At 64.9% G+C, this 24608-nt stretch carries 21 protein-coding genes and 1 pseudogene; 16 read left to right on the top strand and 6 right to left on the bottom strand.

Features of this window, described 5'->3' with window-relative positions:
* The first annotated feature begins 19 nt into the window (after nt 1–19).
* From G6N47_RS07410 to G6N47_RS07355, 11 genes and pseudogenes are all read left to right on the top strand, one after another.
* Nucleotides 20–1048, top strand: coding sequence for an MCE family protein (locus G6N47_RS07410; RefSeq protein WP_083134115.1), 1029 nt, complete (start codon nt 20–22; stop codon nt 1046–1048).
* Entirely contained in the window at nt 1045–2346 is a 1302-nt protein-coding gene (locus G6N47_RS07405) for an MCE family protein (RefSeq protein ID WP_139799699.1), read from the top strand. The genes G6N47_RS07410 and G6N47_RS07405 overlap by 4 nt, the downstream gene beginning before the upstream one ends.
* Nucleotides 2343–3605 (top strand): MCE family protein, encoded by a 1263-nt coding sequence (locus tag G6N47_RS07400; protein ID WP_276036486.1) that lies wholly within the window; start codon nt 2343–2345, stop codon nt 3603–3605. Before G6N47_RS07405 ends, G6N47_RS07400 begins: the two co-directional genes overlap by 4 nt.
* Nucleotides 3602–4723 (top strand): MCE family protein, encoded by a 1122-nt coding sequence (locus tag G6N47_RS07395; protein WP_083134114.1) that lies wholly within the window; start codon nt 3602–3604, stop codon nt 4721–4723. The genes G6N47_RS07400 and G6N47_RS07395 overlap by 4 nt, the downstream gene beginning before the upstream one ends.
* A 1-nt stretch (nt 4724) precedes the next feature.
* Nucleotides 4725–6131, top strand: coding sequence for an MCE family protein (locus G6N47_RS07390; protein ID WP_083134113.1), 1407 nt, complete (start codon nt 4725–4727; stop codon nt 6129–6131).
* 50 nt (nt 6132–6181) lie between these two features.
* Entirely contained in the window at nt 6182–6646 is a 465-nt protein-coding gene (locus G6N47_RS07385; RefSeq protein WP_308206209.1) for a YfgM family protein, read from the top strand.
* An 11-nt stretch (nt 6647–6657) separates the two neighbouring features.
* Nucleotides 6658–7131: pseudogene (locus G6N47_RS07380) on the top strand (hypothetical protein); the annotation flags it as partial.
* Between the two features lie 22 nt (nt 7132–7153).
* A complete protein-coding gene (locus G6N47_RS07375) occupies nt 7154–8029 on the top strand; it encodes an alpha/beta hydrolase-fold protein (protein WP_372517479.1) in 876 nt (291 codons plus the stop codon).
* A gap of 6 nt (nt 8030–8035) precedes the next feature.
* On the top strand, nt 8036–8515 hold the full coding sequence (locus G6N47_RS07370; RefSeq protein WP_083134109.1) for a CAP domain-containing protein: 480 nt from the start codon (nt 8036–8038) through the stop codon (nt 8513–8515).
* Nucleotides 8512–8886, top strand: coding sequence for a DUF732 domain-containing protein (locus G6N47_RS07365; RefSeq protein WP_083134108.1), 375 nt, complete (start codon nt 8512–8514; stop codon nt 8884–8886). Before G6N47_RS07370 ends, G6N47_RS07365 begins: the two co-directional genes overlap by 4 nt.
* Nucleotides 8887–9149: 263 nt before the next feature.
* Nucleotides 9150–9614, top strand: coding sequence for an SRPBCC family protein (locus G6N47_RS07355; RefSeq protein ID WP_083134107.1), 465 nt, complete (start codon nt 9150–9152; stop codon nt 9612–9614).
* On the opposite strand, the gene G6N47_RS07350 is transcribed toward G6N47_RS07355, so the two are convergent.
* From G6N47_RS07350 to G6N47_RS07325, 6 genes are all read right to left on the bottom strand, one after another.
* Nucleotides 9603–10943 (bottom strand): MFS transporter, encoded by a 1341-nt coding sequence (locus tag G6N47_RS07350; RefSeq protein ID WP_083134106.1) that lies wholly within the window; start codon nt 10941–10943, stop codon nt 9603–9605. The genes G6N47_RS07355 and G6N47_RS07350 overlap by 12 nt on opposite strands.
* A gap of 71 nt (nt 10944–11014) precedes the next feature.
* Nucleotides 11015–12487, bottom strand: a complete 1473-nt coding sequence (locus G6N47_RS07345; RefSeq protein ID WP_083134105.1) for an AMP-binding protein — start codon at nt 12485–12487, stop codon at nt 11015–11017.
* A 9-nt stretch (nt 12488–12496) separates the two neighbouring features.
* Nucleotides 12497–13240 carry an SDR family NAD(P)-dependent oxidoreductase gene (locus G6N47_RS07340; RefSeq protein ID WP_083134104.1) on the bottom strand — a complete coding sequence of 248 codons (744 nt, stop codon included), beginning with the start codon at nt 13238–13240 and terminating at the stop codon, nt 12497–12499.
* Nucleotide 13241: 1 nt separating this feature from the next.
* Entirely contained in the window at nt 13242–14792 is a 1551-nt protein-coding gene (locus tag G6N47_RS07335; protein ID WP_083134103.1) for an AMP-binding protein, read from the bottom strand.
* 11 nt (nt 14793–14803) lie between these two features.
* Complete coding sequence (locus G6N47_RS07330; RefSeq protein WP_083134102.1) at nt 14804–15535, bottom strand: GntR family transcriptional regulator; 732 nt, start codon at nt 15533–15535, stop codon at nt 14804–14806.
* Entirely contained in the window at nt 15528–17120 is a 1593-nt protein-coding gene (locus G6N47_RS07325) for an SMP-30/gluconolactonase/LRE family protein (protein ID WP_083134131.1), read from the bottom strand. Before G6N47_RS07325 ends, G6N47_RS07330 begins: the two co-directional genes overlap by 8 nt.
* A 290-nt stretch (nt 17121–17410) precedes the next feature.
* Between G6N47_RS07325 and G6N47_RS07320 the strand changes: the two genes are divergently transcribed.
* From G6N47_RS07320 to G6N47_RS07300, 5 genes are read left to right on the top strand one after another with little or no spacing between them, the layout of a single operon-like run.
* Complete coding sequence (locus tag G6N47_RS07320) at nt 17411–19114, top strand: thiamine pyrophosphate-binding protein (protein ID WP_083134101.1); 1704 nt, start codon at nt 17411–17413, stop codon at nt 19112–19114.
* The gene (locus tag G6N47_RS07315; RefSeq protein ID WP_083134100.1) at nt 19114–20547 is read left to right on the top strand and encodes an aldehyde dehydrogenase family protein; all 1434 of its coding nucleotides are present in this window, start codon (nt 19114–19116) and stop codon (nt 20545–20547) included. The genes G6N47_RS07320 and G6N47_RS07315 overlap by 1 nt, the downstream gene beginning before the upstream one ends.
* A 3-nt stretch (nt 20548–20550) precedes the next feature.
* Complete coding sequence (locus G6N47_RS07310) at nt 20551–21432, top strand: SDR family NAD(P)-dependent oxidoreductase (RefSeq protein WP_083134099.1); 882 nt, start codon at nt 20551–20553, stop codon at nt 21430–21432.
* Nucleotides 21422–22777, top strand: a complete 1356-nt coding sequence (locus G6N47_RS07305; protein ID WP_083134098.1) for an aromatic ring-hydroxylating oxygenase subunit alpha — start codon at nt 21422–21424, stop codon at nt 22775–22777. Before G6N47_RS07310 ends, G6N47_RS07305 begins: the two co-directional genes overlap by 11 nt.
* Nucleotides 22774–24606: a flavin-containing monooxygenase gene (locus G6N47_RS07300; protein WP_083134097.1), complete on the top strand. Its 1833-nt coding sequence runs from the start codon at nt 22774–22776 to the stop codon at nt 24604–24606. Before G6N47_RS07305 ends, G6N47_RS07300 begins: the two co-directional genes overlap by 4 nt.
* The last annotated feature ends 2 nt before the right edge of the window (nt 24607–24608 follow it).

Genomic DNA, 24608 nt, shown 5'->3' with positions numbered 1-24608 from the left:
CACCGACTAAGGAACAGCAATGAGAGGCATCAGCTTTCGCGCCGTGACGCGCGTGGCGCTGTTCACCGTTGTCTGCCTTGCGTTCGCCTTCGTCCTGGTGACGGTCTTCGGGCAGTTCCGGTTCGACCAACGGGCCTCGTACAGCGCCGTGTTCACGAACGTGTCGGGCCTCAAAGGCGGAAACTTCGTCCGCATCGCCGGCGTCGAAGTGGGAAAGGTCAAGGACCTGACCCTGCACAAGGACGGCACCGTCACCGTCGACTTCGCCGTCGACAAGGGCCTCACGCTCACCGAAGGCACCAAGGCGACGGTGCGTTACGAAAACCTCATCGGTGACCGTTACCTGTCGCTCGAAGCCGGGCCGGGCTCGACGCGAAAGTTGCGGCCCGGCCAGACGATTCCGCTGGCGCGGACATCTCCTGCACTCGACGTCGACGCTCTCATCGGAGGTTTCCGGCCGTTGTTTCGCGCGCTGGACCCCGACCAGGTCAACGCGCTGTCAGGTCAACTGCTCCGGGTGTTCCAGGGCCAGGGCGGCACGATCTCGTCGGTGCTAGCCCAAACGTCAGCACTGACCACCACGCTGGCCGACCGCGACAAGTTGATCGGCGAGGTGATCGCCAACCTGAACACCGTGCTGCACACCTTCGCCGCCCGCGACGACCAATTCTCGACCGGGTTGGACAACCTCTCACAGCTTGTCGAGGCATTGGCCGCACGAAAGACCGACATCACCAAGGGGGTGGCCTACATCAATGCTGCAGCGGCTTCCGTCGCCGACCTGCTGACGGTTGCTCGTCAACCGATCAAGGACGCCGTCGCGCAAACCGACCGGGCGGCAGGGCAGATCGAGGCCGATCACGACTACGTCGACGACCTGGTCAAGACCCTTCCCGACGCCTACCAGGTGCTGGCCCGCAACGGTCTTTACGGCGACTACTTCGGCTTCTACCTCTGCGACGCGATTCTCAAGGTCAACGGAAAGAACGGCCAGCCCGTGTTCGTCAAGCTTGTGAGCCAGGCGACGGGACGGTGCACGCCGAAATGAAGCGACCCCATATCAAACCGCTCGCCGAGCGCAACCGGATCACTGTCGGGGTGGTCGGGATACTTGCCGTCGTCGCACTGGTGGTTGCGGTCTTTTCCTACAACAGGATTCCGTTCATCAACGGCACCACCGGCTACTCCGCCTACTTCGCAGAGGCCGGCGGCATCAAGTCGGGCAGTGACGTCCGGGTGTCGGGCCTGTCGGTCGGCAAGGTCTCCGGCGTCACTTTGGACGGGACGAAGGTGCTGGTGACCTTCTCGGTCAGCACCGGCGTCGCACTGGGAGAGCGGACCGAGGCGGCCATCAAAACCGAAACCGTGCTTGGCACCAAGATGCTCGAGCTGACCCCCCGCGGGGACGGCAAGCTCACCGGTCCGATCCCGATCGAGCGCACCCACTCTCCCTACGACCTGCCCACCGCGCTGGGCGATCTGACAAGCACCATCAGCGCTTTGGACACCACAAAGCTGTCTGCGGCGCTCACCACCCTGGCCGACACCTTCAAGGACACCCCACCCGACCTGAAAGTCGCGCTGGAGGGGGTCGCGCGCTTCTCCGACACTCTCGACACCCGCGACACGCAGCTACGCAACCTGCTCGGCGACGCGAACAAGGTCACCGCGGTGCTGGGCAAGCGCAGCGACCAGATCGCCCACCTCGTCGCCAACGCGAATGCCCTGCTGGCCGAGCTTCTCTCGCAACGCAATTCGGTCGACGCGCTGATGACCAATCTCACCGCCGCGTCGCGGCAGATCTCCGGTCTGGTCGACGACAATCGCAAGCAACTCAAGCCTGCTCTCGAGAAGCTCAACGGCGTGCTGGGAATCCTGGACAACCGCAAGCAGGAACTGCAGCGCACGCTGTACCTACTTCGCCGATATGCGATGTCGTTCGGCGAAGTGCTGGGATCCGGCCCGTTCTTCAAGGCCTCATTGGTCAACCTGGTGCCCGGCCAGTTCGCCCAGCCGTTCATCGACGCCGCATTCTCCGATCTGGGACTTGACCCCAACGTGCTGCTGCCGTCGCAACTGGTCGACCCGCCCACCGGCCAGCCCGGCACACCGCCGCTGCCGCTGCCCTATCCGCGCACCGGTCAAGGCGGCGAGCCGAACCGGACGCTGCCCGACGCGATCACGGGCAACCTCGGCGATCCGCGCTACCCCTACCGGGAACCGGCACCCGCGCCCCCTCCCGGTGGGCCACCGCCGGGCCCGCCGGCCAACTCAGCGCCGGTGCCGGCGCCGACGCCGATCTATGTGCCGGCGCCCGGCGAAGTGCCGGCGAGCGGAGGCCATTGACCGTGATTGCGAAACATCCGCGCGCCGTGCGGATTGCGACGGCGATCAGCTTGGTGCTGACCCTCGGTGTCGCGATCACCACGGTGGCCACGCCGTGGTGGAAGCACCTCAGCAGAAACACCTATGTCGCCTACTTCGCCAACACCAACGGCCTCTACACCGGTGACGAAGTCCGGATTCTCGGAGTCGCCGTCGGGACCGTGGAGCACATCGATCCGCAGCCTGACGCGGCCAAGGTCACCTTCACGGTCGACACGCACCACCCGGTGCCCGCCGACGTCCGCGCGGCGATACTGTCGCCGTCACTGGTTACCGCTCGCGCAATCCAACTCGTGCCCGCCTACTCCGGCGGGCCGAAACTCGCCGACGGCGCGACCATTCCCCAGGAGCGCACCGCGGTTCCCGTCGAGTGGGACGACCTGCGCAAGCAGCTCGAGAAGCTGACCGACTCCTTGCAGCCCACCACGCCCGGCGGGCCCAGCGCACTGGGCAGATTCATCGACACCACAGCAGCCAACCTGCGCGGCCAGGGTGACACCGCACGCGACACGGTCATCAAACTCTCACAGGCGGTTTCGGCGCTCGGCGACCACAGCACAGACATCTTCAGCACGGTGCGCAACCTGCAGTTGCTGGTATCCGCGCTGTCCTCGAGCAGTGATCTGCTGGCCGCGTTCAACAACAACCTGGCCGACATCACAACCGTGCTGTCCGATACCCCCAACGAGTGGGCCCAGGCGATGCAGGGCGTGGACGACGCGGTGAACGACCTGCGCGGCTTCGTCGCCGAGAACCGGGAAGCCCTCGGCACCACCTTCGACCACCTCAACGCGATCACCACCGCGATGAACGACAGCCGGGGTGACATCAAGCAGACCCTGCACATCGCGCCGACGGTGTTCCAGAATTTCATGAACATCTACCAACCCGCCCAGAGCGCGGTCACGGGCATCCTGGCGCCGGTCAACTTCGCCGATACCGTCCAATTCCTCTGCGGTGCAATTCAAGCTGCAGCACGGGTGGGCGCCCAGCAATCGGCAAAGCTGTGCGTCCAGTACCTGGCCCCGATCATCAAGAACCGCCAATACAACTTCCCGCCGGTCGGTATCAACCCGTTCGTGGGCGCCTCGGCACGGCCCAACGAGATCACGTACAGCGAAGACTGGCTCAACCCGCACTCCGCTCAGTCCGTCGATCCCAGCCAAGGGCTAGCGGGGCTGATGCTGCCGCCGCCCACGCCACCGGACGGCTCGCCATGAGACGCATGATGGTGGCGGCGCTTGTCGTTTCGTGCCTGTGGGTGACGACCGGCTGCCAGTGGCGGGGACTCAATTCACTGCGCCTGCCCGGAACCGAAGGCACCGGCAAAGGCTCCTACGTCATCCAGGCCCAGTTGCCCGATGTCGTTGTCATCCAACCGAACACCCGGGTCCGGGTCGCCGATGTGAACGTTGGCAACGTCACCAAGATCGAGGTACAGGACTGGCATGCGCTGGTGACGATGCGGATCAACGGCGATGTCCATCTTCCCGCCAACAGCACCGCCAAGGTCGGCCAGACCAGCCTGCTGGGATCCATGCACATCGAATTGGCACCGCCCATCGACGAGCAACCACAGGGCGAACTCAAGGACGGCTCCGTGATTCCGCTCTTCCGAGCCGCCACCTACCCGACCACCGAGCAGACGCTGGCGTCGGTGTCGATTCTGCTCAACGGCGGCGGCCTGGGTCATCTGCAGGAGATCAACCAGGCGTTCGCAACGGCATTGGCGGGCCGCGAAGACGAAATGCGCAGCCTGCTATCCCAATTGGACACCTTCATTGCGCAGTTGCACGCCCAGACCGACGACATCATCGCGGCCACCGAGAGTCTCAACTCGCTGGCCGGGCAGGTCGCCGCAAAAGACAAGACCGTCGACAAGGCGCTCACCACAATCCCGCAGGCGCTGGCCGTGCTGTCGGATTCGCGAAACAAGTTGGCCGACGCCATCGATGCAGTGGGCAAGTTCAGCGCCGTCGCCGCCTCGACAATCGGGCAAACCAAGGAGTCGCTCGCAGGCAACCTGCGCAACATAGCTCCGGCATTGCGCGAACTGGCCAATGCCGGGCCAGCTCTGACCAAGGGCCTGGACTTCTTGTCGACCTACCCGTGGGTGAAGAGCAACGTGGCCAACTGGTTTCGTGGTGACTTCGCCAACATCACGCTTGTGATCGATTTGACCTTGAGCCGAATCGACAGCGGCTTTTTCACCGGGACGCGATGGGAGGGCAACCTCACCGAACTCGAGCTGCAGTGGGGCCGCACGATCGGCCAGATGCCCAGTCCGTACACCGCGGCCAATCCGTTGATTGCGCCCTACCACTTCGGCGGCTACTAGCATGCTGCGGTTGTCTCGACGCATCTGGACGCAGTTGGCGATTCTCGCGGCGGTCACCGTCATTGCCGTCGGCGTGATGGCGTTCGGGTTTGTCAAAGTCCCGGCGCTGTTGGGGATCGGGCGGTACACGGTGACGGTCGAACTGCCCACGTCCGGCGGGCTGTACCCGACGTCCGTGGTGAACTACCGCGGCAGCGAAGTCGGCAGCGTCAAGTCGATCGATGTCACCCACAACGGCGTTCGCGCAACGCTGACGCTGGACTCGGGCATCGCGATTCCGGCCAACGTCACCGCCGCCGTGCACAGCCGCTCGGCCGTCGGTGAGCAGTTCCTCGAACTGACACCGCACGACGGCGCGGGACCCAAACTGAGCGACGGCGACGTGATCCCGCTCGGCAAGGTGCAGGTGCCCGTTGACATCGGCTTCCTGCTCGACGCGACCAACAAGGCGCTGCAGGCGATCCCGCAAGACAATCTGCATACGGTTGTCGACGAAAGCGCCAAAGCGGTCGCCGGACTGGGACCGGAACTGTCGCGGATCGTCGACGGATCGACGGCGTTGGCGATCGATGCAGCCAACACCACCCACCCGCTCGCCGCGTTGATCGACCAATCCCCGCCGGTGCTCGATTCCCAAGTGCGGACCTCGGATTCGATCGCCACCTGGGCGCATCGGATGAACTCGATCACCGGCCAGCTCAAAGCACAGGACGCGGCGTTCGCCGATCTGCTCGACGTCGGGGGTCCGGCGCTGCACGAAGGCACGGCCATGTTCGACCGGCTCGCTCCCGCGCTGCCGGTCCTGCTGGCCAACCTGGTGAGCCTGGGCAACATCGCGGTCACTTACCGCAACGACCTCGAGCAGCTGCTGGTGCTCTTCCCGCAGGGGACCGCCGTGATGTCGGCGATCGCGTTGCCCGACTCCGACAGCAAGCAGGATTACAAGGGCGTCTACCTCGACTTCAACCTCAACCTCAATCTGCCGCCGCCGTGCAACACCGGTTTCCTGCCGGTTCAACAGCAGCGCACGCCGTCGATGCAGGACTATCCCGACCGGCCCGCCGGCGAGCTGTATTGCCGCATCCCACAGGACTCCGACATGAATGTCCGTGGCGTGCGCAACATCCCGTGCGAGAGCAAGCCCGGCAAGCGCGCGCCGACAGTCGAGCTGTGCGAAAGCGACGAGGAGTACGTCCCCCTCAACGACGGCCTCAACTGGAAGGGCGATCCCAACGCCACGCTCACCGGCCAGGGCGTGCCCCAGTACCCGCCCGTCACCTTCGTCCCCTACGACGCGGTCACCGGGCGCTACGTGGGCCCCGACGGCCGCCCCGCCACCCAGTCCGACCTGGCCGACAGCACGAAAGGCAAGACATGGCAGAGCATGCTGATACCGCCGAGCAGCTAGCCGACTCACTCGAAAAGCCTGCGCAACAACGATTTTCGGATATACGTGCAGTGATCACGGTCGGCCTCTTGGTTGTCTCGGCTTTAGCCGGGGTAGGTGGCTGGCTGGGGTACCACACCTACCAAGACCGCAAGTCGCTGGCGCAGCGCAACCTCTACGTGCAAGTCGCCCGTCAGGCTGCGGTCAACCTCACCACGATCGATCACGCAAACGTCGACGCCGACATCCGGCGAATCCTGGAATCTGCGACCGGCACGTTCCGGGATGATTTCCAGAAGAGGTCTCAGCCGTTCGTCGACGTAGTCAAAAAGGTGCAGTCGAAATCTGAAGGCACCGCTGAGGAAGCCGCGCTGTTGTCCGAGGCCGATGACCAGGCGCAAGTGCTCGTCGCAGTATCGGTGAAAACATCGACCGCCGCTGTGCCCGAACAAGAGCCGCGCAGATGGCGACTACGGATCAGCGTGCAGAAAACCGATGACAGCGCCAAGGTCTCCGATGTCGAGTTCGTGCCATGAGTAACCAGACCACTCGCCTGGTGGCCTACGGGGTGCTGCCCGCCGTGGCATTGCTCCTCGCGTTGGGGGACGGCTATCTGAAGTGGTTCGACGGTTCGGCGCGCGAATCACAGGCCGCGGCCGAGCAGTCCGTTCGAGCCGCCACGGACAGCACCATCGCGATCTTGTCCTACCGGGCAGACACCGTCGAACGCGACTTGGCCGGTGCTGCCGACCGCCTCACCGGTGGCTTCCGTCAGCAGTACACACAGCTGGTCAGTGACGTCGTTGCGCCGGGCGCCAAGCAGCAGCATATCTCGGCTGTCGCCACTGTGCCGGCGGCGGCGTCGGTGTCCGCAACCCAAAACCACGCTGTGGTGCTGGTTTTCATCAATCAGACCACCACCATCGGCAACGATGCGCCCACAGCGACGACCTCCAGTGTGCGCCTGGCCCTGGACAAGGTCGATGACCGATGGCTCATCTCGCAGTTCGATCCGGTATGAGTCAGGGAGAAATGAGATGTCCGTGAAGCGCTTGTCGGTGGCCCTCCACGTGGTTTGCGCCCTCGCACTGCTATCCGGGTTCGGCGTCGCCCGCGCCGCCAACTACGAGACTTTGATGGTGCCCTCCGCGGCGATGGGCCGCGATATTCCAGTCGCCTTCCTGGGCGGCGGACCCCACGCGGTGTATCTGCTCGACGCGTTCAACGCCGGCCCGGACGTCAGCAACTGGGTGACCGCCGGCAACGCGATGAACACGCTTGCCGGAAGGGGGATTTCGGTGGCGGCGCCGGCCGGTGGGGCCTACAGCATGTACACCGATTGGGAGCAGGACGGCAGCCGACAGTGGGACACGTTTTTGTCCCGCGAGCTGCCGGACTGGCTGGCCGCCAACAAGGGGCTCGCGCCCGGCGGCCACGGCGTGGTCGGCGCCGCGCAAGGCGGCTACGCGGCCGCAACACTCGCCGCCTTCCACCCCGATCGATTCCGCTACGCCGGGTCGCTGTCCGGGTTTCTTGCGCCCGAACGCACCGGGGTGGACGGGGCCATCACCGCCGGTTTGAAGCAAGGCGGCGGCGTCGACACCGACAACATGTGGGGTGCACCGCAACTGGGCCGCTGGAAGTGGCATTCCCCGAACCAGAACATTCAGCTGCTGGTGGACAACAACACCCGGCTGTGGGTCTACAGCCCGGGCAGCGGCGCACCCAGTGACCAGGCGGCGATGATCGGCTACCCCGACATCGCGCAGGGCACCAACGTGACGTTCTACTCCCACTACCGAGACGCAGGGGGACGCAACGGTCACTTCGATTTGGGCGGCGGCGGAGACAACGGCTGGTCGACGTGGAGCCGGCAACTGGGCGCGATGTCCGGCGATCTCGCGGCGAGCATCCGCTAACGCATCATGAAAATCCCGCTCGCTGTCATTGCTGCACTGATCGCACCGGGTGCGGTCGTCGCACCGGTCGCTGCTGCGGACAATTCGCGGCTCAACAACGGCGTCGTCGTCAATATCGACACGATCAAGAAGCACGCCGGCTGCACGACCGACCTGCGGACCAACCCGCAGCTGCAGTCGGCCGCGCAACGTCACACCCTCGACCTGCTCGACAACCCCGCCCTCGACGGTGATCTCGGGTCTGACGGGTCGACAGCGCAGGACCGCGCCCGGGACGCGGGCTATCACGGCACGGTCGCCGAGACAGTGGCCATCAACCGGTCGTTGGCGATCAACGGCCTTGACGTCATCGGCAATTGGTTCTACCGGGCCGACTACTACGCGATCATGTCGGACTGTGCCAACACCCAGATCGGGGTGTGGTCCGAGAACAGCCTGGACCGCAGCGTGGTCGTCGCGGTGTACGGACAGACGAGCCCGCCATGAAGCCCGGTAAGTTGTCGACCGCCTTGATCGTTGGCGCCGCGTCCATCGGAGCTCTATCGCCGACAGTGCATGCCGCCCCGGCGCCCGAGATCGAATACGTCTATGACGTGACGGTGCGCCGGCACTACAGTTTTGCGACGCCGGCCGACGCCGTCGACTATGGCTACGGAATCTGCGACAAGGTCAGCCACGGCGCCGGCTACGCCCAGGTCATGGGCGACGTGAAACATGACATCTCGCCGAACGACGAGTTCGCCGCCAACTACCTGGTCTCGTACGCGGTCAATCTCTTGTGCCCCGCACAGATTTGGCAGCTGCGAAACTCCGCGGCCAACTATGTGCCGCCGGCAGCTCCGAGGTCAGGTGCGTAGGAGGGCGGCGGGTAGACGCCCCGAAGGAGCCACGCGAACGCCGCGAAGCCGTATTCCAGCTCGTCGCTGGCGTCGTAGTCCCGGTTTGGATTCATCGTCCGGTCAAGGTCTCACGAGGCCCAGGCAGCAGGGAAGCGTTTTCGTTGCACTGATTCTTATCCGCCGCGAAACAGAACTGAGGGCTCCTGTCTCGCGGAGATCCCGCCCAGTAAGTTGTCTGCTATGCCCCGGACCGACGACGCCCTCGCACGTGACCGCTGACTATGAGCTGGTGGATCACTCACGCGGAACGGACACTGTCCGAAGAGGTGCCGGCGCCGTCGGATGTGGTGCGCGACTTCTATGTCGACCTCGACAACATCAAAGCCGTTCATCCACTGGTTGTTTCGGTGCGGGCCCTATCGCGAACTCACACAGCCGATGGGTACGAGCAGACCTATCGTGTGGTCGACCGGATTTCGTTGGGAATCCTGAATCTTCGCGTCAGCTATTGGGCGCGGCTGCATGTTCCCGCAGACGGCGACGTGATCACCGAGGCTCGCCAGTTCCCTCGAGTACACCTAAGCGGCCGGGTGAGCTTCGACCCGGTCGCCGCAGGCACCCGCGTCACGGAACGACTACGGATTTCGGCGCCCCGGCCGCTGGCCGCGATGGTCGTGCGCGAGGCGGTCGAGGCACACCTCGCGATGCTGGCGGGTATCCGCGCCCGCTTTCAGTCACAAACGTGACACGGCCTCGAATTCGGCTTCGATCTGTTCGAGGGACTTGCGGGACGTCTCCGGGCCGAGCAGATAACCGACAATCGTCAACAGCCAGAGTCCGGCGCTCGCCAGGAACGGAATCGTCGGACCGAAAGCCGTGATGCCGGCACCCACCAGCAAGGGGGCGAAGATGGCCGCGAATCGTCCACCTCCGACAGCCAGCCCGAAGCCCGTTCCCCGGATCCGCGTCGGAAACAGTTCGCTCACGTAGGTGTCTCCAACGCCCCACAGCCAGCCGAGTAACGCCATCATCAGCGCCCCGAACACCAGGAAAAGTCCGAGCGAGGACGCCGTCGTTGCCATCACAGTGGCAGCGATCATCAGCACCGCGCCGGCAATCCCGACGGGCCGGCGCCCGCGCCAATCCGAAAGTCCCGTGCCCAGATAGGAGAAGAAGAACTGGGCCACATAGAATCCGATCGCATAGCCGATCGCAGAGGTTGGCGAGACGCCGAATTTCTTCACCATGAACGTCGTGAGGAAGACGCTAAGCCCCCAATAGCCGGTCGCATTCGCCGTGTACAACAGCCACCCGATGCCGATCCGCTTGCGCACACCCGCGATTCGCCAGACCCGCTCCTTCGCCCGTGCAGAACGCTCGAGTTCCTGAGCGGCCCGGATCTTTTCATCGGCCTTCTGAATGGCGTAGCGGACCGACTCTTGCACATGGCGCCGCAGGGCGAAGACCGCCACCGCAGGGACGATCGCGACAATGAAGGTCCATTGCCAGCCGAACCGGGGTGCGATGTAGAGGGCCGCCAATCCGGCAAGGATGTAGCCGAATGAGAAGAGCGAGAACATGATTCCGCCGACGCCGAGCGCGCGGTACCGCGGTGGAAACATCTCGCACGTGTACGGCGCGCCAACCGCCAGTTCCCCGGCGCCGCCCACACCGGTGAGAAACCGCAGCGCCGCGAAGAGCGGGATGTTGGCGGTCAGTCCGCCAAGGGACGTGGTGGCCCCGTAGAGGAGGATCGACACGCCGAGGGTGTCCTTGCGGCCCCAGCGGTCCGCCGCGATGCCGAAGCCGATCGTGCCGACCATGTAACCGACGAGGAAAATCGAGCCGATGAAGCCCAGTGTGGTGAGGTCGACTGCAAAGCTGACGGCGATCAGCGGGAGAACCAGCCCGTAGATGTTCACCGCGTAAGCATCGAAGCTGTACCCCAGCCCCGCGGTGACCGCCACCAGCAACGAATCCCGAAGCGGGATCTGCTCGCTCAAGTCGCCGTCAGCAGTGGTGCGGAGATGTTCCTTCTCGTGCTGGATCGATACGTCGGTCGTTGTCGATGTCATCCGTCGGATTGTCTGCGTCAGGCGCCGCGATGGCACTGCTAAACCGCGCCATGATCAAAAGTGCTTGCGGATCAGGTGAGCTGTTGTCGCAGCTCCTGTTTCAATTCTCGTTTTAGGACCTTGCCGTAGCTGTTCTTCGGTAGTTGGTCCACAAAGAGGTAACGCTTGGGGCGTTTGAAACGGGCGATGCGTTGCAGCAGATGAGCGTCGAGGTCGTCAGCGCCGGCCGTACCCACCACGAACGCGACCACGATCTCGCCCCACTCCGCGTCGGGTTGCCCGACGATGCAGGCCTCCGATACGCCCGGGTGTTCGAGCAGCGCCTCCTCCACCTCGCGCGGATAGATGTTGCTGCCGCCGCTGATCACCACATCCTTGGAGCGGTCGCACAGGGTCAGATAGCCTCGCGCGTCGAAGAACCCCAGATCGCCGGTGCGCAGCCAGCCCCCTTGGAGCGTCTCGCGGGTGGCATCGGGATTCTTCCAGTATCCGGACATGACGACATCACCGCGACAGGCGATTTCACCGATCTCACCCACCGCCGCCGCAGTGCCGTCATCGCGCAGCACCGCGACTTCCACGCCTGAGCGCGGATATCCGACCGAGCCCAGCACCGCGTCGTCGGCGTCTTCGTGATCCGCCCGGCGCAGACCGGTGATGGTCATCGGAGCCTCACCCTGACCGTAGATCTGTGCGAAGACCGTGCCGAATGCCGCCAGCGCCTTCTTGATGCTGTCCACGTACATCGGGCCGCCGCCGTAGACGATCGTCCGCAGCTGCCGCGGGCAGGCGCGGCCGGTATCGACCAAGCGCTGCACCATCGTTGGGGCGAGGAAGGTGCTGCAACCGGGATGGCGATCGCACAGGTCGAGGAATTCGTTCGCGTCGAATGCACCGCCGGCCGGCACCACTTGGCGGGCGCCGCGCAGCACGTAAGCCGGGATGTATAAGCCCGAGCCGTGCGACATCGGTGCGGCGTGGACAAAGCTGCAACGCTCGTCGGGCGCGTCGATATCGGCGAGGTGGGCGATTGTCATGGCGAGCAGGCTGCGGTGCGTCAGCATGGCGCCCTTGGCCCGCCCGGTGGTACCGCTGGTGTAGAACAGCCACGCCAGTGTCGAAGGGTCGGTGCACGGCGGGCTGGCCAGTGCAGCGGTGAGCAGCCGTGAATACCCCTCTGTCCCAAGGACTTCTATCGGCACGGGCACGACGGGGGCCAGCCCCTCCGCGATCGCCGGCGACGCGAACACCTGTGACGCACCTGAATCTGCCAGGATCTGCGCCATCTCGAGTGGATGCAGCTTGTAGTTGATCGGGACTGCCACACACTCGGCCGCCCAGATCGCGAACAGCAACTCCACGATCTCCGGGCGGTTTTCGCTGGCGATCGCGATGCGCGCGCCCGCCGCTCGTAGTGAGCCGGCCAGGCGCAGTGCGCGCTCGCGCAGCTCGTGCCACGTGCAGAACAGGCGCTCCCCGTGATACACCGCGCCGCGGTCCGGGAAGCGGATCGCAGTCTGGTCGAGGATCGTGAAGAGGTTCACCAGGCTGCCCTAAGCGTCCGACAAGTACTTCGTCGAACTCCATCCGCCGTCGACCACGATGGTCTGGCCGTTGATGAAACTGCCGCCGGGCGAGCACAAGAACGCGACGGTGCTCGCGACGTCGTCGACGGTGCCCAGCCGCTGATGCGGCGTCATCTCGGTGTTCATCCGGCGGAACCGTTCGTCGGCCAGCCGGTGCTCGGTCATCGCTGTCTGGATCACGCCGGGAGCCACAGCGTTACACCGAATCCCCTGGGATCCGTACTGGCAGGCGATGTGGGTGGTCAGTGCGGTCAGTCCGCCCTTGGCGGCCGAGTACGCGCCGCCCCGCAATCCGCCCACCACCGCGAACGTCGACGTGATATTGATGATGGCCGAGCCGGGCTGCATGTGCGGCAGCACCTGTCGGGCGAGCCGAAACGGCGCGCGCAGCATCACGTCGAGGAAGTAATCCAATGTCGCGTCGTCGGTTTCGTGCAGCGGCTTCGGATTGCCCACTCCCGCATTGTTGACCAGAAAGTCGACACGGCCCCAGCGTTCGACGGCGGCGTCGACAATGCGGCGCGGCGCGTCGTCGGCGGTCAGATCTGCTGCAACGGTGACAACGTCGGAATTGCCTATGATGGCGCTCAATTCGGCAAGCTTGGCCTCGTTGCGTCCTGTTGCCAGGATCGCGATGCCCGCGTCGGCCAGCTTGGTCGCACAGCCGAAACCGATGCCGCCGGTCGCCCCGGTCACGATCGCTACCTGCATCTCACCCGCCCGCCTTCATCAACGTCGCCTTGATTTGGTGCTTGAGCACCTTGCCCGCATCGTTGCGGGGCAATTCGGTCCAGATCGCCACCTGCTCGGGTGCTTTGAACCGGGCCAGCCCCTGCTCCTGCAGAAAGCTGCGCAGGCTCGCCACGTCCGGGCTCGGCAAATCGGTGGGGACGATGACCGCACATGCGCGCTCCCCGGTACGGTTGTCGGGCAGGCCGACGACGGCGACTTCGGCGATCGCCGGATGGCCGATGAGGATGTCCTCGATCTCTTTGGGAGAGATGTTTTCTCCGTTGCGGACGATGATGTCCTTGACCCGCCCGGTGACCACCAGGTAGTCGCCGTCCACCCAGCGCCCCAGGTCGCCGGTGCGGAAGTAGCCGTCGGTGTCGAAGGCGTCGTTCTCGTCCTCGGGATGCAGGTAACCGACGAGCATTTGGGGCCCGCGCGCGCAAATCTCATCGTTGTCGAGTTTGACCTCGGCGATGCCGGCGCGGCCGTCGGTATCGGCGGCGTGCTCGAGGTCCGCCCCGGACCCGACGGTGGTGACCGGCACTTCGGTCGAACCGTACACACGGGTGACCGTTGCCCGCTCGAAATACCCGGCCGCCGCGCGGATCAACGACGGCGATACCGACGCTCCGCCGCACACGAACAACTTCAAGTCGGGCAGTCGGGTACCGGCGCGCTCTGCGGCAGCCACCAGTTGTTCCAAAAACGGGGTGGCACCGGCGATGTGGGTGCAGCGCTCGGCCCGCAGGAGGGCGACGGCCTCGCCGGCGTCCCAACGATCCATCAGCACGGCGGTGGTCTCCAGCAGCAGCGGGCACTCGAAGGCATAAATCGAGCCGCCGATGTGCGCGATCGGCGACGGAACCAGAAACGTGTCACCGGACTGCACCTGCCAGAAATCGCGGATCTGGCAGATCAGCGCATGCATCGAATTATGGCTGTGCAGCACACCTTTCGGCCGACCGGTGGTGCCCGAAGTGTAGAGGAGCATGCGCACGGCATGCGGGTTGAGCGCGGGCAGCTGAGCTCGGCCTTCGGGCAGCGGTGCGTCGCCACGCACCACCACAATCTCGGGCGGCGATGTCAGCTGTGCCGCAACCCGTTCCAGCATCGCCGCATAGTCGTGCTTCCCGAAAACAGATGGCACGAAGACTATCCGGCTGCCGGCGTCCTTGAGAATGAACCTCAACTCGCGGTCCCGCAGCGACGGCAGGATGGGGTTCACCACCATTCCGGCCAGTGTCGCCGCCAGGTAGATGATCGCGGCCTCGTACCAGTTGGGCAGCATGAACGAGACCACACTGCCCTCCGGCATGCGGGTCACCAGGTACCGCGCCAAGGCCGTCGCCTGTTCGTAGAGGCGTTGGCAGTCGAGCCGGTGTTCGCCGTCGACGAGCACCACCCTGCGCGGCGTGCGCTGCGCGGCCTCGGCTAGCGCGTCCGCCAGCGTGGAGTGAACCCACCAGCCGCGGGCGTAGGCGTCACCGGCATCCCAGCGGTGCCGTCCGATCAGCCTCGCGTCGTTAGTCATTCCATGGAAATCTAACCGCGCACACGTCGCATCGTCATCGAGTGCCGGAACCGCGACGCCGGATGCGTGTTGATCGTGACCTGGGCGACTTCGCCGTCCGACGTGGTGTAAGTGCGGTGCACTTCCAGCGCCGGCGATCCGGGCTCGACGCTGAGATCGCCGGCCAGTTCGGCAGGGATCAACACCGCGGCGATCTCCTGGCGCACCTCGACAATGCTCAACCCGAACAGATCCTCGATCAACGGAAAGATCGGCCCGGTGTGGCGTTGCAACAGCCGGCCCACCGCAGCGAACGCCCGATTGATGTAGTACTCGGTTCGGCACAACGGAAAATCCGCGCCCTCGACGCGCCGAAACCCGCGGACCGCCAACCATTCTTCGCCGGGGGCCAGGCCGGTCCGGGTTGCCAGATCGTCGTCAATCGTGACCATCTTGGTGGACTCGATCGCGAATTGCGCGCCCGTTGCGAAAGCCAGGAGGTCGTTGATCGAGACGACGTCCTGCACATAGGAATCCGCGGATGGCCGCGGGACGACCAGCGTGCCGGACCGGGGCCGCGAGGCCACGAGGTTGTCGTCGCGCAGGCGCCGCAGCGCTTCCCGAACCGTGTAGCGGCTGACCGAAAACCGCTCGCACAGTTGATGTTCGGTGGGTAGCTGCGACCCGACCGGGTAGACGCCGTCGACGATTTCCTTACGGAGCGTCCGCGCAACCTGCAGGTAGCGGTGATCGCCGTCAGCCATGACGATTCTTCCGCTGAATCGCGAGTACGCTGCCGTCGCCGTCGGCCGAGACATACAGCGTGCCATCGGGTCCGGCGGCGATGCCTGCGAACGGGCCCTGTGGACCGGAGAACGGCGGCATGCCCTTCAGGGGTTTGGGCGTCACGCCGGGTGGGGCGCCGACGGGCAGGCCCGCGGCGATCGTGCTGCGGGAACGATGGCGGAGGTCGTAGCCGATCAGCGACTTGGTGCCGGCGTCGACGACATACAACTGCGCGTCGCGCACCAGGATGCCTTGCGGCGACACCAGATCGTCGAGCACCGTTTCGGTGTGGGCGTCGCTGACCTTAACCACCCGGCCAGCCTCGGAGACCAGCCAGCCGCCGTCGGGAGCCATGGCCACCCCCACCGGTTCGCGTAGGCCGGAGGCGAGCACCTCGACCCCGCCGCCCCGGATCGACAGCAGCCGCCCGGTTCCCTGCTCGACAACCACGACCACGTCGCTGGACGTCGCGACGCCGTAAAGCGGGTCGAATCCGTCTGCGAGAACGGTGGTTTCGCTACCGGTGGGCCGGTAGCGCGCAACCTGGCCACCCGACGTCGTGACCACGAACTCGCCGGGGCCGCTCGGCGCCACGCCGCGCAGGAAGCCGGGATAGCCGGGCGTGAACAGCATGCCCACGGTCCGCACGCTGCGGTCGGGAAGCAACACGTAGAAGAACGTGCCGTCGGCGATGTAGAGGTTGCCGTCCGCGCCGACGGCCAGATCCAGCGGCCAGTTCAGCCCACCGGGCAGCACGGTGCGCGTTGCGCCGACGCCGGTGATCTCGGTGATTTCACCGGTGAAGTTCGAGACGAACAACCGATCACCGACGAAGGTGAGGTTGTCCAGGCCGGGATTGAGTTCGGCCAACACGGTCTGCTCGCCGGTCCGCGGGTCGATGCGCAACACCTGACCGCTGGCCACCTGGGTCGAGACGATGCGCCCCGCGCTGTCGAACTTCACCGCATCGGGCACACCCAGACCGCGTGCCACGCATTGGGTTTCATTGCCCTCGGGATCGACCCGCCAGATCTCGTTGGCCCCCATCACCGGGAAGTAGAGCAATCCGTCCGGACCGACCTCCATCGCGTTGGGCGACGGCACGTCGTCCAGCAGCACCCGCGGCGGGGCGCCATTCAGGTCGAGTTCCAAAAGCCGTCCGCCTGCCCGGCATTCACCGATGAACAGCCGGTCACCATGGAACGTGATCCCGTTGGCGCATGGCAGGTCGTCGCGCAGCACGCGGGTGTGGCCGCGCGTGTCGCGGACGCTGACGCGCCCGTCCATCACCTCGGTCGCGTAGAGGTTCCCCGCCGGATCGAACGCCACGTCGTCGGGTGCGACGATGTCGCCGCCCTTGGGGCTGATGGTGTCCAGCCGGCCGGTGTCGAGATCCAACGCGGTGATCTGGCTGCCGGTCACCTGCGCGATATACACGCGGCCGTCCGGCCCGGTGCGCAGGCCGTTGGCGCCGAACAGCCGGCTCGGCGGAGTGAGCCGCTCCAGGCGCCAGCCGTCGGCCAGCTCGGGTATAGCCGGGTAGCGGCCGTCCTGCAGCGACATCGCGATGGTCTCCCACTGGTAGCTCGGTGGCTGGAACGCTAGCAATGCGAGCTGGTCCATACAATAGCCGCTCCCTTGGGAGTGCGGTCGCCGCCCGACGTGGCGTCTGAGGCGCCCCGGTAGCGCCCTTACGGGCAAAATGTGGAGCCCTTGACCCGTGCACACCCGTGGTGAATTATGTTCTGCGTAGCGTAGAACCAGGTTCTTCGGCTGCCGGCAGAGAAACCAATACTTGTCCGGACAATTGGTTACCGCAGTGACGGTGATCCAGCGCGTTGGGGAGATCTGACATGGCCGTCAAGGTGTACGAGCGCATCCTCGATCTCTTCGAAGCAGAGGGCATCAAGACGCTGTTCGGCATTCCGGACCCGAACTTCGTCCACCTCTTTCACGCCGCGGAGCAGCGCGGCTGGGACGTCGTCGCGCCGCACCACGAAGAATGCGCGGGGTTCATGGCCGACGCTGTCTGGCGCATGACCGGCAAGCCGGGTCTGTGCATCGGCACGCTCGGGCCCGGCTTGGCCAATCTGGCCGGGGCGATGATGTGCGCGAAGGTCGAGAATTCGCCGGTCATCTTTCTCGGCGGTCAACGAGCCCGGATCACCGAACAGCGTGTGCGCCGCGGCCGCATCCAGTTCGTCTCGCAGACGCCGCTGCTCGCGCCGTCGGTGAAATACGCCGCCAGCATCGAATACGCCGACCAGACCGACGAGATCGTTCGCGAAGCGCTGCGCAGCGCCCAGACGGGCACTCCCGGACCGGCTTACATCGAATACCCGGCACACGTCATTCAAGAAGAACTCGACGTGCCCGCACCGTTGCCGCCGCAGGCTTACCGTCTGGTCAACCAGGGCGCGAGTGCGCAGATGGTCGACAAGGCGGTTGAGCTGATCAGAAAAGCAAACCAGCCGATTCTGTTGGTGGGGCACGCGGTGCAGTGTGCACGAGCGGGCGAGTCGGTCGAGGCGCTCGCGAAACTGGTGAACTGCCCGGTGATCCAGACATCCGGGGGCACCGCGTTCATCAAGGGCATCGAGGACCGCACGTTCCCCTACGGGTTTTCGCCCTCGGCCGTCGAGGCCGTGGTGAAATCCGATCTGTGCATCGCGATCGGCACCGAACTCGGCGAACCGGTGCACTACGGCAAGGGGCGGCACTGGGCCGCCAATGACGCCAACCGCAAGTGGATCGCTGTGGAGCTCGATCCCACGGCGATCGGCGTCAATCGAAGAATCGACGTCCCGCTGGTCGGTGATCTGCGTGCGATTGTTCCGCAGCTGGTGGAGGCGCTGAAGGATTCGCCGCGGGCGGCCTCCGCCGATCTCGACGAGTGGGTCACGCGGGATGCTGCTCGCATCGCAGAGCTCGCGAAGACGGCACCGTCCCAAACGCCCGTGCACACAGCGCGTTTCGTAGTCGAGGCAACGAAGGCCTTCCCGGCGGACGGCATTCTGGTCCGCGACGGTGGCGCCACGGTCATCTTTCAGTGGACCTATTCGCAGGCCAAGCCGCACGACGTCATCTGGAATCAGAATTTCGGCCACATCGGGACCGGCCTGCCCTATGCCGTCGGCGCGTCGGTTGCCGACGGGCGCAAGCGCCCGGTGATGCTGCTCACCAGCGACTCGTCGTTCATGTTTCATATTGCGGAGCTGGAAACCGCGGCGCGCCTGGGTCTTCCGCTGGTTTGCGTCGTGGGTGTCGATCATCAGTGGGGGTTGGAGGTGGGGGTTTACAAGCGCACCTTCGGCCAGGGCTCGCTGGAGACCGGCGTGCACTGGAGCACCGATGTGCGGTTCGACAAGATCGCCGAGGGATTCGGCTGCCACGGCGAATATGTCGAGCGCAACGAGGACATCGGGCCGGCCATCGAAAGGGCATACGCCAGCGGCAAGGTCGGCGTCGTCCACGTGCCGATCGACCCCAAAGTGAATTCCGAGGAGATGCCGAGCTACGACGAATTTCGGACCTGGTACGCGGAAGGAACCCAGTGATGCGCGAAAATCTCCAGTTCTATATCGGCGGGCGGTGGGTCGAGCCGGCCGAACTGAATATCCGCGACGTCGAAAACCCTGCGACCGAGCAGGTTTGCGGCAAGGTCGCGCTCGGCTCGAGCGCCGACGTCGATGCGGCGGTCGGGGCCGCCCGAAGCGCTTTCGCGAGTTGGTCGCAGACCAGCCGGGACGAGCGCCTCGACGTCCTGCAACGGATCCTCGCCGAATACCAGAAACGCGCCGACGACCTCGCCGCGGCCATCACCGAAGAGATGGGCGCGCCGGCCGCATTGGCCGCCGGTCCTCAGGTCGGGCTCGGGCTCGGCCATTTGAACACTGCCATCGAGGTTCTGAAGGCGTACGTGTTCGAGCAACAGCGTGGCGCCACGCTGATCGTGAAAGAGCCGATCGGTGTCTGCGGGCTGATCACGCCGTGGAACTGGCCGATGAATCAGGTTGCGGTCAAGGTGTTTCCCGCGCTTGCCACTGGATGCACGATGGTGCTCAAGCCATCCGAAATCGCACCGTTCTCCGCCCAGATCTTCGCCGAGATCCTCGACGCCGCCGCAGTTCCCGCCGGTGTCTTCAACCTTGTACAGGGCGACGGTCCAGGAGTGGGCGTAGCGCTGGCCGGCCACCCCGACGTCGACATGATCTCCTTTACCGGATCGACCCGCGCCGGTGTCGAGATCGCAAGGAACGCGGCGCCAACCGTCAAGCGGGTTACCCAGGAGCTGGGCGGTAAAGGCCCGAACATCATCCTCGACGATTCGGCTTTCGCCGCCGGCGTCAACGCCGGTGTCGCCAACATGATGAGCAATTCCGGTCAGTCCTGCAGCGCGCCGACTCGGATGCTCGTGCCCAACGCCCGCATGGCCGAAGCTGCCGAGATCGCCCGAGACGCCGCCGAAAAGCTCACGGTCGGCGATCCCACAACCGATGTCGCGCTCGGCCCGGTGGTGTCCGGGGCCCAGTTCGACAAGATCCAGTCGTTGATCCAGAAGGGGATCGACGAGGGGGCCACCTTGGTCACCGGTGGGACGGGTCGTCCCGACGGGCTGGAAATCGGCTACTACGTCAAGCCGACGGTCTTCGCCAATGTCACCAACGACATGACGATTGCCCGCGAGGAAATCTTCGGTCCGGTGCTGTCGATCCTGGGCTACGACAACCTGGATCAGGCCGTCGAAATCGCCAACGACACCGACTACGGCCTGGCCGGCTACGTTGCCGGCAACGACCTCGAGGAGGCCCGCGCCGTCGCCCGTCGGCTGCGGTCGGGGTGGGTGGTCATCAACGACGGATTCGACTTCAGCGCAGGGTTCGGCGGCTACAAGAAGAGCGGAAACGGGCGCGAATGGGGCGAGTTCGGCTTCGAGGAATACCTGGAAACCAAGGCGATCCTCGGCTTTGGGCCAGACCCGGCTGGGTAGCTTATGGAAAATCTTCTGAAGCTTGATGGCCGCGTTGTCGTGGTGTCCGGCGCCGGAGGCGGCGGCATCGGCACAACAGTGACGCGCATGACGGCCGAGGCAGGGGCCACCGTGATCGCGGTGAGCCGATCCAAGGAGAACCTCGACGAGCATGTGACGCCGCTTGCGCGGCAAGGCCTCTCGGTGATCCCGGTGGCCGCCGACGCGTCGACCGACGACGGTATTGCCGCAGTCATCGAGCAGGTGCGCTCCACCCCCAGCGAGTTGTACGGGCTCGTCAACGTTGCAGGTGGCGCCGCGCCCTCGACCTGGATGCCCTCGACGCGGGTGCGTCGCAGCGACTGGCGAGAGTTGTTCAACGCCAACCTGGAAACCGCGTTCTTCATGAGCCAGGCCGTCGCCGCGGAGCTGAGGAAGCACCGAAAGCCCGGTTCGATTGTGTCGATTTCCTCGATCAGCGGCATGAACACTGCACCCTTCCATATTGCCTACGGAACGGCCAAGGCGGCGGTGGCGGCGATGACCCGAACAATGGCGGTCGAACTGGCGCTGGACAACATCAGGGTCAACGCCGTGGCCCCCGGGGTCACCGAGACGGCGGCCTCACGCACCTACGTCGACGAAGACCCGGACCGTGACCGCCGGGCAATTGCGATGGGCCGTCGCGGGAGGCCAGAGGAACAAGCCGGTGCCATCCTGTTCCTGCTTTCCGATCTGTCGAGCTACATCACCGGGCAGACGCTTCTGGTCGACGGCGGGCTGAGCCTGAGATGGAGCCACCTCGGCGCGGACAACACCTCACTGTTCCTCGCCGACGAGTCCTTCCGCGAGGCCATAAAACGTTGGGACGAAACGGATTCGGGAGGAGGAGGCGATGAGCACTAACGGCGAGGAACTGTCCGCGCCTGCGACAATCGGGGTTGAAGCCTACATCGCCGAAGACTATGCCCGCGCCGAACGCGACAAGCTGTGGCGAAAAGTATGGCAGCAGGTGGGCCGGGTCGAGGAGCTTCCCGAGGTGGGCAGCTACCTCACATACGACATCCTTGACGATTCGATCATCGTCGTGCGCACTGGGCCTAACGAGTTCAAGGCCCACCACAACGTGTGCATGCACCGCGGCCGCCGGCTCATCGACACCCCGCAGGGCGCCAAGAACGCATGCGGTCGCACCCGAAAGTCGTTTGTCTGCGGGTTCCATGGCTGGACGTACGGGCTGGACGGTGCGTGCACATACATCCGCGAACAAGCCGACTGGCAGGGCGTATTGACCGCCGAGAACACACATCTGGCAAGTGTGCGGGTGGACACTTGGGGCGGCTGGCTGTGGATCAACATGGATGCGGACTGCGAGCCGCTGATGGACTATCTGTATCCGGCCGCCAAGATTCTCGAGCCGTTCGGCTTGGAAAACATGCGCTACAAATGGCGGCGGTGGTTGCACTTCGACTGCAACTGGAAGGTCGCGATGGAGGCCTTCAACGAGACGTACCATGTGGCGACCACGCATCCGGAATTCAACAAGTTCGGCGAATTCAAAGGCTGGGCCAAAGCGCAAGGTAAGCACAGCAACATCGGCTACGACGCACCCCACGAGCTCGAGGCCACCAAGTCCAAGGTTCGACTCGGCACCGGTGCCGATCCTCGTGTCTCGACCGCGGAAATGCAGCTCTACACGCTGCAGGAAACCAACGCCACCACCACCCAGACGCTGGTGGACGCCGCGCTGCGGCTGGTCGACGAGTTGCCCGAGAACACCCCGGCCGACAAGGTCCTCGAACACTGGCTGTCCTCGGCGCGTCGCGACGACGCCGCGCGAGGCGTGATCTGGCCGACGATCCCGGCCGACATCCTGGGCCAAAGCGGCACCGCGTGGCAGATCTTCCCCAACTTCCAGATCGGACAAGGCCTCACCAGCGCGCTGTGCTACAGCGCCCGGCCCGACCCGAGCTACGACCCGAACAAGTGCATCTTCGAGGTGGCAGTATTCGAGCTCTTTCCGAAAGGGAAAGAGCCGCAAACGGAGTGGATCCACACACCGGTGGGCGATCCCAACTGGCTGTCCGTCTTGCCGCAGGACTTCTCCAACATGGCAGCCGTGCAGCAGGGCATGAAATCCCTTGGGTTTCCCGGCACCAAGCCAAATCCATATCGCGAGCGCAGCACCGTCAACCTGCACTACCAGCTGTCGAAATACATGGGCACGGGTGAACCGAAGGAGCTCAGGTGAACTGCGAGCCGACCCAGACACCGGATGACGTCGATATCTCCGCGCTGCGTGAAAAGTACCGCCAGGAGCGCGAGAAGCGGCTGCGCCCAGAGGGTTCCAAGCAGTACATCGCACTCGAGGACGACTTCGCGGGCTATTACGAATCCGATCCGTACACGCCGGTGACGCGCCGCGATCCGATCTGCGAGGACATCGACGTCGCCGTACTGGGCGGCGGCTTCGGCGGTCTACTCACGGCAGCCCATCTGAAGAAGGCAGGCGTCGACGACGTCCGGATCATCGAGCTGGGCGGGGACTTCGGCGGCGTCTGGTACTGGAACCGCTATCCCGGTATCCAGTGCGACAACGAATCCTATTGCTACATACCGATGCTCGAAGAGCTCGACTTCATGCCGACCAAGAAGTTCGCCGACGGGGCCGAGATCTACGAGCACTGCCGGCGCATCGGAAAGCATTTCGGCCTCTACGATTCAGCGATTTTCTCCACCCAGGTCCGCTCGCTGCATTGGCAGGAGGAGCTCAAGCGCTGGCGGATCAGCACCAACCGCGGCGACGACATCCGCGCTCGGTTCGTCGTCATGGCGTCGGGGCCCTTTCACCGGCCGAAGCTACCCGGAATCCCCGGCATAAAGGACTTCAAGGGGCATAGCTTCCACTCGTCGCGGTGGGACTACGACTACACCGGCGGGGACACCACAGGCGGACTGGACAAGCTGGCCGACAAGCGCGTCGCGGTCATCGGCACGGGGGCCACTGCGGTGCAGATCGTGCCCTTCCTGGGGCGACATGCCAAGCATCTGTATGTGGTTCAGCGCACTCCGTCGTCGGTGGACGCGCGCAACAACGCGCCGACCGACCCCGAATGGGTGAAGTCCCTGCAGCCCGGCTGGCAAAAAGAGCGGCAACGCAACTTTCACGCCTGGACGTTCGAGGGAATGGCGTTAGGTCAGCCGGACCTGGTGTGCGACTTCTGGACCGAGCTCGGCCGCAACACGGCGGCGCGGGTGCTGGCGCTGGAGGATCCGGCGTCGATGACGCCCGAGCAGTTCATGGCGATCCGGGAGGAAGAAGATTACAAAGTAATGGAGCGACTGCGGCGGCGCATCGACAGCATTGTCGAGGACCCGGATACCGCGGAGACGCTGAAGCCCTACTACCGGTTCCTTTGTAAGAGGCCGCTTTCCAACGACGAGTACCTGCCGACGTTCAACCGGCCCAACGTGACCTTGGTCGACGTGTCGTCGTCGAAGGGGGTCGAGCGCATCACCGAGAAGGGGCTTGTCGCCAACGGCATCGAGTACGAGGTCGACTGCATCATCTACGCCAGCGGTTTCGAGATCACCACCGAGATCAGCCGCCGTTATTCGATCGACACGATCGAGGGCCGCGACGGCCTGTCGCTGTTCGACTACTGGCGCGACGGGTACAAGACCCTGCACGGCATGACCAGCGTGGGTTTCCCCAACCAGTTCTTCACCGGCTTCACCCAAGTGGGCATCTCCGCCAACATCGCCGCCAACTACGAGCTACAGGGCGAGCACATCGCCTACATCATCGCCCAGGCGCTGGCCCGCGGCGCGACCACCGTCGAACCGAGCCGTGAGGCGCAGGAGGCGTGGTGTCGGACAATCCGCGAAACCGCCATCGACAACTCGGCTTTCGACGCGCAATGCACGCCCGGCTACTACAACAACGAAGGCGGAGGTGGCGGCGAGGGCATCCGGTCCCATCTCGGTGAGCCGTACGGCCCGGGCTTCTACGCGTTCGCCGACCTGCTGTCGCAATGGCGCGACAAGGGTGATCTCGAGGGCCTGGTGCTGGGAACGTGACC

This window comes from Mycobacterium branderi (assembly GCF_010728725.1).
GTDB lineage: Bacteria > Actinomycetota > Actinomycetes > Mycobacteriales > Mycobacteriaceae > Mycobacterium > Mycobacterium branderi.
Note: the sequence above shows the minus strand (reverse complement) of the source record. Positions and strands in the feature narration are given on the sequence as shown.

Excerpts from the sequence above, each read along its gene's own strand:
- G6N47_RS07410 (WP_083134115.1), top strand. The coding sequence starts at position 20 with ATGAGAGGCATCAGCTTTCGCGCCGTGACGCGCGTGGCGCTGTTCACC.
- G6N47_RS07405 (WP_139799699.1), top strand. The coding sequence starts at position 1,045 with ATGAAGCGACCCCATATCAAACCGCTCGCCGAGCGCAACCGGATCACT.
- G6N47_RS07395 (WP_083134114.1), top strand. The coding sequence starts at position 3,602 with ATGAGACGCATGATGGTGGCGGCGCTTGTCGTTTCGTGCCTGTGGGTG.
- G6N47_RS07390 (WP_083134113.1), top strand. The coding sequence starts at position 4,725 with ATGCTGCGGTTGTCTCGACGCATCTGGACGCAGTTGGCGATTCTCGCG.
- G6N47_RS07370 (WP_083134109.1), top strand. The coding sequence starts at position 8,036 with ATGAAAATCCCGCTCGCTGTCATTGCTGCACTGATCGCACCGGGTGCG.
- G6N47_RS07365 (WP_083134108.1), top strand. The coding sequence starts at position 8,512 with ATGAAGCCCGGTAAGTTGTCGACCGCCTTGATCGTTGGCGCCGCGTCC.
- G6N47_RS07355 (WP_083134107.1), top strand. The coding sequence starts at position 9,150 with ATGAGCTGGTGGATCACTCACGCGGAACGGACACTGTCCGAAGAGGTG.
- G6N47_RS07350 (WP_083134106.1), bottom strand. The coding sequence starts at position 10,943 with ATGACATCGACAACGACCGACGTATCGATCCAGCACGAGAAGGAACAT.
- G6N47_RS07340 (WP_083134104.1), bottom strand. The coding sequence starts at position 13,240 with ATGCAGGTAGCGATCGTGACCGGGGCGACCGGCGGCATCGGTTTCGGC.
- G6N47_RS07335 (WP_083134103.1), bottom strand. The coding sequence starts at position 14,792 with ATGACTAACGACGCGAGGCTGATCGGACGGCACCGCTGGGATGCCGGT.
- G6N47_RS07330 (WP_083134102.1), bottom strand. The coding sequence starts at position 15,535 with ATGGCTGACGGCGATCACCGCTACCTGCAGGTTGCGCGGACGCTCCGT.
- G6N47_RS07325 (WP_083134131.1), bottom strand. The coding sequence starts at position 17,120 with ATGTCGCTGCAGGACGGCCGCTACCCGGCTATACCCGAGCTGGCCGAC.
- G6N47_RS07320 (WP_083134101.1), top strand. The coding sequence starts at position 17,411 with ATGGCCGTCAAGGTGTACGAGCGCATCCTCGATCTCTTCGAAGCAGAG.
- G6N47_RS07315 (WP_083134100.1), top strand. The coding sequence starts at position 19,114 with ATGCGCGAAAATCTCCAGTTCTATATCGGCGGGCGGTGGGTCGAGCCG.
- G6N47_RS07310 (WP_083134099.1), top strand. The coding sequence starts at position 20,551 with ATGGAAAATCTTCTGAAGCTTGATGGCCGCGTTGTCGTGGTGTCCGGC.
- G6N47_RS07305 (WP_083134098.1), top strand. The coding sequence starts at position 21,422 with ATGAGCACTAACGGCGAGGAACTGTCCGCGCCTGCGACAATCGGGGTT.